The 2,934-nt window shown below is 68.2% G+C and carries 3 protein-coding genes; all 3 read left to right on the top strand.

The genetic code is table 11. The features are described from left to right. On the top strand, window positions 1-1,693 hold a 1,693-nt coding region (gene mnmG / locus RMO97_RS03800), incomplete at its 5' end, for a tRNA uridine-5-carboxymethylaminomethyl(34) synthesis enzyme MnmG (RefSeq protein ID WP_310539212.1). Further along, a complete protein-coding gene (rsmG, locus tag RMO97_RS03795; protein ID WP_409035283.1) occupies window positions 1,693-2,340 on the top strand; it encodes a 16S rRNA (guanine(527)-N(7))-methyltransferase RsmG in 648 nt (215 codons plus the stop codon). The genes mnmG and rsmG, both read left to right, overlap by 1 nt. Beyond that, the coding region (locus RMO97_RS03790) for an AAA family ATPase (protein ID WP_310539211.1) at window positions 2,330-2,934 on the top strand (605 nt) is incomplete at its 3' end. The genes rsmG and RMO97_RS03790, both read left to right, overlap by 11 nt.

Genomic DNA, 2,934 nt, shown 5'->3' with positions numbered 1-2,934 from the left:
GGGGCATCTTGTGCGCGAGATCGACGCCCTCGACGGGGTCATGGGCCGCCTGGCCGACGTGGCCGGCATCCAGTTTCGGCTGCTGAACCGCTCCAAGGGCGCCGCCGTGCGCGGCCCCCGGGCCCAGATCGACCGCAAGCTTTATCGCCAGGCCATGCAGGCCGAACTGGCCGCCACCCCAAACCTCACCATCAAGGCCGAAGCGGTCGAGGACCTGCTGGTGGTGGACGGCAAGGTGACGGGCGTGGTGGGCGCAAGCGGTGAAATCTATCCCGCTGGACGGGTGGTGCTGACCACAGGCACCTTCCTGAAGGGGGTGATCCACCAAGGCGAACAGCGCATCCCCGCCGGACGCGTCGGCGAGGCGCCAGCTATCGGGCTCTCGGACCGCCTCTACGCCCTGGGCCTGGACATGGGCCGTCTCAAGACCGGCACGCCGGCCCGCCTGGTGGCCTCCACGATCGCCTGGGACAAGCTGGAGATGCAGGCGGCGGACGATGTCCCCTCCCCCTTCTCCTTCCTGACCGACAAGATCACCACGCCGCAGATCGCCTGCGGCGTCACCTACACCAATGCGCAGACCCACAGGATCATCGCCGAGCGCCTGAGCGAGTCGGCGGTGTATGGCGGGCGGATCAACGGGCGCGGCCCGCGCTACTGCCCCTCCATCGAAGACAAGGTGGTGCGCTTCGCCGACAAGACGGCGCACCAGATCTTCCTGGAGCCGGAAGGCCTGGACGACGACACCGTCTATCCCAATGGCGTCTCCACCTCGGTCTCGGCGGAGACCCAGGACCTGTTCCTGCGCACGATCGTGGGCCTGGAGAACGTCCAGGTCCGCCGCCACGGCTATGCGATCGAGTACGACTATGTCGATCCGCGCGAGCTGTCGGCCACCCTGGAGGTGAAGCGCCTGCCGGGCCTCTATCTCGCCGGCCAGATCAACGGCACCACCGGCTATGAAGAAGCCGCGGCCCAAGGCCTGGTGGCCGGGCTGAACGCCGCCCGCGCCGCCTCGGGCGCCGAGCCCGCGATTTTCGGCCGCGACGAGGCCTATATCGGGGTGATGATCGACGACCTGGTGACCCGGGGGGTCACCGAGCCCTATCGCATGTTCACCAGCCGGGCGGAGTTCCGCCTGACCCTGCGCTCGGACAACGCCGACCAGCGCCTGACCGCCAAGGGCCTGGCCCTGGGCTGCGTCGGTGTTTCACGTGAAACCGCCTATAATTCAAAGGCGCAGGCCCTGGCCGCCGCCCGTGCCCGCGCCGCCGCCCTGACCCTGACCCCGGACAAGGCCGCCAAGGCCGGCCTGCCGGTCAAGGCCGACGGCCAACGCCGCGACCTGACCCAGCTTCTGGCCTACCCCACCATCTCCTTCGAGGACCTGGCGACCATCTGGCCCGAGATCGCCGAGTGGGATCCCCAGGTCCGCGAGCAGGTGGAGATCGACGCCGCCTATTCGGGCTATCTGGGGCGACAGGAGGCCGATGTGGCCGCCTTCCGCCGCGACGAGAACCTGCGCCTGCCGGTCGAGCTGGACTATTCGGTGGTCGGCGGCCTTTCCAACGAGGTGCGCGGCAAGCTGACCGCCATCCGTCCCCTGACGCTCGGCCAGGCTGCGCGGATCGAAGGGGTGACGCCGGGCGCCCTCACCGCCCTCCTGGCCCATGTCCGCCGGCGGGCCGCCTGATGGACAGGACCGACACCCTTCCCATCGAAGTGGAGACCGCCGCCGACTTCGCCATGGCCACCGGCGCCGACGAAAGCGTCATCGCCGACCTCCAGCAATACCGGTCATACCTGGAGGACTGGAACCAGAAGATGAACCTGGTGGGGCCCTCGACCCTCGAGATCTTCTGGTCGCGGCACGCCTGGGATAGCGCCCAGATCCTGCCCCTGGAGCCCGAGGCCCTGACCTGGGCCGACCTCGGCGCGGGCGCAGGATTGCCGGGTATCGTGCTTGCGATCCTTCAGAAAAACCGCCCCGGCTTCCACATGCATCTCGTGGAAAGTATGGCCAAGCGCTGCCGCTTCCTGACCGAGGTGGTGAACGGCCTGGGGCTTCCGGCGACGATTCACAATTCACGTGCGGAGGACTTGTCCCTGACTGTGGATATCGTCACCGCCCGGGCTTGCGCGCCGATGACCCGGTTGCTTGGGTATGCCCAGCCCTACCTGAAGCGCGGCGCGACCGCCCTGTTCCTCAAGGGCCAGGATGTTGCGGTCGAGATGGAAGAGGCGACCAAGTCTTGGAGTTTTGAGGCGGACATCCTGCCCAGCTTCAGTGATGCGCGCGGGCGCATCGTACGCGTAAGGAAGTTGGGCCGTGGACGCTGATCAGACACCGCATCGGGCGCTCCGCGTCCTGGTGGTCGCCAACCAGAAGGGCGGCGTGGGAAAGACCACGACGGCCATCAACCTGGGCACGGCGCTCGCCGCCGTCGGCGAACGCGTCCTGCTGATCGATTCCGATCCCCAGGGCAACGCCTCCACCGGTCTGGGGGTCCCCCACTCCAAGCGCAAGATCACCCTCTATGACGTGCTGATGGGCGACGCAGCGCTCGCCGACGCCATCGTCCGGACTGACCTGCCGGGCATGGACATCGTCCCGGCCCACGCCGACCTCTCCGGCGTCGAGCTGGAGCTGGGCCAGCAGGCGCGGCGCTCCTTCAAGCTGCGCGACGCCATCGACCCGATCCGCCAGGCGGGTTCTTACACCTATGTGCTGATCGACTGCCCGCCGTCCCTGAACCTGCTGACCGTCAACGCCATGGCGGCCGCCGACGCCGTGCTGGTCCCCCTGCAGTGCGAGTTCTTCGCCCTGGAGGGCCTCAGCCAGCTGGTGCGCACCATCGAGCTGGTGCGGGGCAGCCTGAACCCCAACCTGGAGATCCAGGGGGTGGTGCTGACCATGTACGACCGCCGCAACAG

Source organism: Phenylobacterium sp. (genome assembly GCF_031425575.1).
Classification (GTDB): Bacteria; Pseudomonadota; Alphaproteobacteria; order Caulobacterales; family Caulobacteraceae; genus Phenylobacterium.
Note: the sequence above shows the minus strand (reverse complement) of the source record. Positions and strands in the feature narration are given on the sequence as shown.